The following is a 6,775-nucleotide window of genomic DNA, read 5'->3' on the forward strand; positions in this document are numbered from 1 at the left end:
CTGGTCGACATGAACGTCTTCCTGAAGCTGATGCTGGCGCTGGTCTTCTCCGCCGCGCGTTCCTTCTCGGTGCGGCGGCGCTCGGCGGCGCTGGCCATCTCCTCGGCCATCTCGTCGCGCCAGCCGCGCAACAGGAAGAAGGAGAGCGCGGCGGAGAAGACCAGCGCCAGCATCAGCTTCAGGAACACGTTCATGTCGACCAGCCAGAGACCCGCCAGCACGGCGACGAACAGCCCGATCCGGCCCAGCGTGTACTTGACCGCCGCGCTCACCTGCACCACTTCCGTTCTCTCCGTCAGCCGCCGGTGCCGGCGGAAGAGTCAACCTGGTCGGGGTCAGCCGGTCCGGCGGGCCAGCCAACGGACGCCGCGGAACCAGACCAGCGCGTACGCCACGGTGAACGCCAGTGCCCCCAACGCGCCGGACAGCAGCGGCGGGAACCCGGCGGCCAGCCCGGCGACCAGCAGCCCCACGAGCACCGCGACCGCCAGCGCGACGAACGCCGCCACCACCCGGGCCGCGCCGAAATCCCAGGCCCGGAAATCGTCCCAGAACAGCCAGGCCGGCAGGATCACCGCCAGCCAACCGTTGGTGTGGCCGAAGTCGCCGGCGCCGAACGAGGCGAACGCCCACTCGAACAGCACGAGCGCCAGCACGCCGATGACCACGCCGGCCAGGCACACCCCGAGCAGATCGCCCAGGGTACGCACGCGTCCCTCGGCGTCCCGCCGGGGAAACCCGCCCTGCTGCTCGGCTCCGCGCTGCTCGGTCATCGACTGCGAGGGTACGTGGTGCCTCAGGCCCAGACCTGCTGCGGCTCGGCGCGGCGCTCGGCCAGCGACGGCGCCTTGTCGTACTCCCGGACCACGTTGTAGCGGGTGTCCCGCTCGACCGGCTGGAACCCGGCATCCCAGATCAGGTGCAGCAGGTCGTCGCGGTGCATGGTGTTCGGGGTGCCGTACGAGTCGGCGTCGTGCGTGATCTTGTATTCGACCACCGAGCCGTCCAGGTCGTCCACACCGAAGTTCAGCGAGAGCTGGGCCACCGAGAGACCGTGCATCACCCAGAAGTTCTTCAGGTGCGGCACGTTGTCGAAGAGCAGCCGGGACACGGCGAACGTCTTCAGCGACTCGGCCGGCGAGGCCATCGTGGTGCGCGCCTGGATCCGGTTACGGATCTTGCCGTCCGCCGAGTCCACGAAGTCGTGCTGGTAGCGCAGCGGGATGAAGACCGCGAAGCCGCCGGTCTCGTCCTGCAACTCGCGCAGCCGCAGCACGTGGTCGACGCGGTGCCGGGGCTCCTCGATGTGGCCGTACAGCATCGTCGCCGGGGTCTTCATGCCCTTGCTGTGCGCGAGGGCGTGGATCCGCGACCAGTCCTCCCAGTGGCAGGCGTGGTCGACGATGTGCTGCCGGACCTCCCAGTCGAAGATCTCCGCGCCGCCGCCGGTCAGCGACTCCAGGCCGGCGTCCATCAGCTCGTCGAGGATCTCGTCGGCGCTCAGGCCGCTGATCTTCTCGAACCACTGGACCTCGGTCGCCGTGAAGCACTTGAGCTTGACGTTCGGCAGCGCCGCCTTCAGCTCGCGCAGCACCTTCGGGTAGTAGCGCCACGGCAGCGTCGGGTGCAGGCCGTTGACGATGTGCAGCTCGGTGAGCTGCTCGTCCTCCATCTCCTTGGCCTTGCGGACCGCCTCGTCGATGCGCATCGTGTACGCGTCCTTCTCGCCCGGCTTGCGCTGGAACGAGCAGTACGCACACGACGCCGAGCACACGTTGGTGAGGTTGAGGTGACGGTTGACGTTGAACATCACCCGTTCGCCGTTGAGCTCGGTGCGCTTGTGGTGCGCCAGCCGCCCCAACCAGGTCAGGTCGTCGCTGTCGTAGAGGGCGATGCCGTCCTCGCGGCTCAGCCGCTCACCGGCGTACACCTTCGCTTCGAGCTCACGCTTGAGTCCGGCGTCCATGGCACGTCCCTTCCACCTGCGGTCCCTCCCGAGGGTACGTCGGCGTTCCGGTGGCCCCGGCGGCACGGTCGGCGGCAGGGATCCACTTCACCGGACTCTCAGCCTCCCGTAACCCACCGATGCATCGACATCACTGCCGTCGTGCGGTAAGACAAGGTGGGGCGGAACTCACACACTGGTACCGTCCCGACGGCCGTGCCCACCAAGCGCGGCGCCGAGCACCGGACGGGGAGTGGAATGGTCGACAGCGGGCGCGGGCGACGGCAGCGACGACGGAGCCCGGTGATCTCGCCGGTGCTGCGACCGAAGCTCTGGGCAGCCCTGCTCGGCGCGATCGCCGCCGCCGTGCTGGCCACTCCCGCGTACGCCGAGCCCGCCGTGCCCACGACGGTGCCGGACACCGGCGCCCGCCCGCCGTCGATCGGCGCGCCGCAGGTGCCCGGCAGCCCGCCCGTCGCCGGCATCCCCGCCCCGCCGGTGGTCAACGTCGGCGCCGGCCCGCTGGCCGCCCAGATCGCCGCCGCCGAGAGCCAGGTCGGCCTGCTCGGCGACCAACTCCTGTTGACCCGGCAGAAACGCACCGACGCGCAGGCCCAGCTCGCCGCCGCCGGCAAGGTGCTGGCGACCACGCAGGACGCCCTCCTGCGCGCCCAGCAGGCAGCCGACGCGGCCGCCTCGGACGCGGTCAAGGCAGCCGCCGCCCTGCCGCCCGGTGACTTCGCCAACGACATCCAGGGGTTGAGCCGGCTCCAGCGGATCAACCGTGGCGAGAAGGTCGAGGGCGCCACCACCGCCGTGGCCGGCGAGCTGTCCCGGGCTCGCGCCAACGAGCAGGCCGCCTACCAGGCGCACGCCACGGCCAAGACCGCCGTTGACGCCGCCGAGGCCGAGTTCGCCACCGGCGAGAAGGCGCTGCGCACCGCCGAGGCCAGCCTGCTCAAACTGCGCAAGGACAACGCCACGCAGCTGATCGAGCTCGAGCGTCAGCAGGAGGCCGCCGAGCAGCAGCTGGGCGCGGGCTACGTCGTCGGCCAGAGCAGCAGCGGGATGTCCGCGCACCCGCGGGCGCTTGCCGCCGTCCGGTACGCGCTCGCCCAGCTCGGCGACCCGTACAAGTGGTCGGAGGAGGGGCCGGACGAGTTCGACTGCTCCGGTCTGATGTGGGCGGCGTACCGGTCCCCGGGCGCCGACTACTTCGACCTGCCCCGGGTCTCCCGCGACCAGTACGCGGCTACCCGTTCCCGCACCGTGCCGCAGAGCGCACTGCTCCCCGGCGACCTGCTCTTCTTCGCCTCCGGCAGCAGCTGGACCACGATCCACCACGTCGGCATGTACATCGGTAACGGCAAGATGGTGCAGGCGCCCACGACCGGCGACGTGGTCAAGATCTCGGTGGTCGGCTGGTCCCGGCTCTACGCCGCGACCCGGGTGATCGGGGCGGTGCCGACTCCGACCGTGCCCCTTCCGCCGCCCCCCACCACCACGCCGACCCCGCCCACCAAGCCGACCCCCACCGCGAAGCCGACGCCGACCACCAAGCCGACGCCCAAGCCGACCGGATCGGCCACCCCCAAGCCCACCGGCACCCCGACCCCGAAGCCGACCGGCAGCAGCACGCCGACCCCGACGGGCAGCCCGACGAACACGCCGTCGACCCCGCCGCCGCCACCCACCACGGCACCGGCCAGCGCATCAGCCTCCGCGGCCGCCACACCGTCCACCAGCCGGAGCGGGACGTCCAGCGACAGCCCGACGAACAGCCCGAGCACCGACCGCTGAGCCGCCACACGGCCTCCGGCTGTCCGCCCGGGGCGATCTGTGGCACGGTGACAACCAGGCACATCCGGTCCGATGTCACGGGCCGGGTGCGAGCGTGGCGCGGAGGGCGGAGATGGCCGAGCAGAGAGATCCGGCGGAGAGTGTCGACTCCGCGCTGACGGAGGCCGACCCGCTCGACGGCGAAGCCGCCGCCACGCTCGACGGGCAGGCCCCCACGGAGGCCGCCGACGACGCGAAGGCTGCCACGGACGACGCGAAGGCCGCCACGCCCGAGGACGACGCCGCGAACGACGCTGGCACCGACGACGCTCGCGCCGAGAACGCTGCCATCGCTCAGCCCCGCGAGGCGGACGTCGAGCAGCCGGCGCCGGATGACGCTGCCCCTGCCCCGACCGCCGCGGCCCCGGTGCGGGCCCGCGCGAGCGTCGCGACCGTCAAAGCGCTGCCCGGTGATCTCCCGGCGAGCGCCCCGGCCAGCGCGACCACCTACCGGGCGACCGGCTCGGCCAGCCCGGTCGGCGTCCCGTTGCCCGGCCAGCGAGCCACCTCGACCGCTCCCGCGCGGGCCAGCGCCACGGTGCCGGGCAGCAGCCGGGTCGCGGCCGGCAGCGAGGGCACGCCGGACTCCCGGGCCAGCACGTCCGCCGTCTACCGGTCGGGGCCGGTCAGTCCCGAGCAACCGGAGCCGGCGCAGCCTCCCGAGCCGGTGCAGCCTCCCGAGCCGCCGACCCCGGAACCGACGCCTCCCGCGCCCGGTGACCCGGAGCCCGCGCCGAGTCCGGGTCCGTACCCGCCCGGCCCGTCGCCGACGCCGGGCCCCTCCCCCACGCCGCCACCGGCCCCGGTGCCGCCCGTGCCAGGGCCACCCGTGCCGCCGCCCTCGCCGCTGCCGCCCATGCCGGGTCCGCCGACACCACCGGTTCCCGGGCCGCCGATGCCGCCGCCCGGCCCGCCGGTGCCCGCGCCACCGCCGCCGCCCGGTCCGATGCCGGCGCCACCGTTCCCGCCGCCCCCGGCGACGATCGGCACGCCGGGCGTACGGGCCACCGCGTCGGTCTCCGCGCCGCCGGCCGCGTGGCCGTCCGTGACCGACGCGGCACCCCGAACCGTCAACGCCTCGCACGTCGCCCCGACCGGGGCACAGCAGACCCGGGATGCCGCGACGTCGGCCGCGAGCAGCGCCCGGACGTCGGATGCTGCGTTGTCGGCCCCGAGCGGCGCACGGGCCGAGGCTCCTGTCTCGGCCCCACCGGTGGTGCCGGCGCCCGCGTTGCCGAGCTGGCCACCGTCCACCGCCGGCACGCCGGCGACCGGTGGTACGGGCTACCGGACGACCACGCCGCCGGGAGGCCCCGCCCGGCGGGACGCGCCGGCCGGCCCGCACGCCGGAAGGCGCAACGGCGGCACCGACCTGGCGGGCACCGTCTACGGCGGCGGTGAGGGGCCGGGATTCGCCACGATCGCCCTGCCGGCCAACGCGGCGGTGGAGAATTCCGGGTCGCTGACCGGGCACATCCTCGCCCAGGGTTGGTCGGACACGCCGGCCGAGCGATCGCGAAACACCCGGGTGGTGATCGTCCTGATCGCCGCGTTGGGGCTGCTGGTGGGGATCAGCGTGCTGGTCGTCCTGCTCGCGAACGATGCCCTGGACGGCCTGGTGGGCAGCGTGCTCAACGGCTGATCCGGCGGCCGGGCGGGTTCGCGGGTCCGTGAGTCCGCCCACTACCGTCGGTCAACCGGCTGGCGACTTCGCCGAACCGCCGTACACTGGTCGAGATCACTGACCCGGCGCGCGTGGTGCGCGCCCTTGGGCGATCTTGCGGGCGATCCGGCGGCACAGCCGCGGCAGGCCATCGCGAAGATGCGCCCCGCTCGAAAGGCATTTGTTGACCACCTCTGCTGACTCCAGCACCGTTTCGTCCGTTTTCGATTCCACCCCGGTGGCGATCGACGCAGCCCCGGAGACGTCCAGCGTCGTCGCGGCCGAGCCGGTCTCGACCGAGAACACTCCGTCCGAGACCGCCGAGCCGATCGACTTCGCCGGCCTGGGTCTGCCCGAGCCGCTGGTTCGTGCCCTGGCCCGCCAGGGCATCACCGCTCCGTTCGAGATCCAGCGGGCCACCGTTCCGGACGCCCTCGCCGGCCGGGACGTGCTGGGCCGTGGGCAGACCGGGTCGGGCAAGACGCTCGCCTTCGGCCTGCCGATGATCGCTCGGCTCGCCACCCGCAACCGGGCCCGGCCGATGCGGCCGCGCGCCCTGGTCCTGGTTCCCACCCGTGAGCTGGCCATGCAGGTCAACGATGCGCTGGTGCCGCTGGGCAAGTCCGTCGGCATCTTCTTGAAGACCGCCGTCGGCGGCGTTCCGTACGACCGCCAGATCGACGCGCTCCGGCGCGGCGTGGAGGTCATCGTTGCGACCCCGGGCCGGCTCGGCGACCTGATCGAGCGGGGCATCTGCCAGCTCGACGACGTCGAGGTGACGGTGCTCGACGAGGCTGACCAGATGGCCGACATGGGCTTCCTGCCCGAGGTGACCGAACTGCTGGCGAAGACGCCGGCCAACGGTCAGCGGCTGCTCTTCTCGGCCACCCTCGACGGTGACGTCGACGCGCTGGTCAGGCGGTTCATGAACGACCCGGTGACCCACTCCACCGCGCCGTCCACCGCGTCGGTGTCCACCATGGATCACCACATGCTCCTGATCCCGCCGCACGAGAAGTTCCCGGTGGCCGCGTCGATCGCCGCCCGGGACGGGCGGACCATGGTCTTCGCCCGCACCCAACTGGGTGTGGACCGGCTCGTCGAGCAGCTCGCGGCGGTCGGCGTACGGGCCGGTGGGCTGCACGGCGGCAAGACCCAGCGGATGCGGACCAAGACCCTGGCCGAGTTCCGTGAGGGCCGGATGAACGTCCTGGTCGCCACGGATGTGGCGGCCCGGGGCATCCACGTCGACGGGCCGCCGTGCAGCCCACCGGCCCGTACGCCGACCGCCGCGAGCTGCTCGACGAGCCGGTCCACACCCAGTTGGG

General features: G+C 73.0%; 6 protein-coding genes. 3 read left to right on the forward strand and 3 right to left on the reverse strand.

The window, feature by feature from the left end; translation table 11 throughout:
* The 3 genes from AB0J68_RS23580 to mqnE form a co-directional block, all read right to left on the reverse strand.
* The coding region (locus tag AB0J68_RS23580) for a DUF4229 domain-containing protein (protein WP_363940494.1) at window positions 1-272 on the reverse strand (272 nt) is incomplete at its 3' end.
* A 63-nt stretch (window positions 273-335) separates the two neighbouring features.
* The gene (locus AB0J68_RS23585; RefSeq protein WP_354853818.1) at window positions 336-773 is read right to left on the reverse strand and encodes a hypothetical protein; all 438 of its coding nucleotides are present in this window, start codon (window positions 771-773) and stop codon (window positions 336-338) included.
* Window positions 774-796: 23 nt separating this feature from the next.
* Window positions 797-1,966, reverse strand: a complete 1,170-nt coding sequence (mqnE, locus tag AB0J68_RS23590; protein WP_007454528.1) for an aminofutalosine synthase MqnE — start codon at window positions 1,964-1,966, stop codon at window positions 797-799.
* Window positions 1,967-2,203: 237 nt separating this feature from the next.
* On the opposite strand from mqnE, the gene AB0J68_RS23595 reads away from it, so the two are divergent.
* The 3 genes from AB0J68_RS23595 to AB0J68_RS23605 all read left to right on the forward strand — a co-directional run.
* Window positions 2,204-3,745: a C40 family peptidase gene (locus AB0J68_RS23595; RefSeq protein ID WP_363940496.1), complete on the forward strand. Its 1,542-nt coding sequence runs from the start codon at window positions 2,204-2,206 to the stop codon at window positions 3,743-3,745.
* A gap of 112 nt (window positions 3,746-3,857) precedes the next feature.
* Complete coding sequence (locus tag AB0J68_RS23600) at window positions 3,858-5,426, forward strand: hypothetical protein (RefSeq protein ID WP_363940495.1); 1,569 nt, start codon at window positions 3,858-3,860, stop codon at window positions 5,424-5,426.
* 349 nt (window positions 5,427-5,775) lie between these two features.
* On the forward strand, window positions 5,776-6,775 hold a 1,000-nt coding region (locus AB0J68_RS23605; protein ID WP_363940497.1), incomplete at its 3' end, for a DEAD/DEAH box helicase.

It is taken from the genome of Micromonospora sp. NPDC049580 (assembly GCF_040675595.1).
In the GTDB taxonomy this organism is placed as follows: domain Bacteria; phylum Actinomycetota; class Actinomycetes; order Mycobacteriales; family Micromonosporaceae; genus Micromonospora.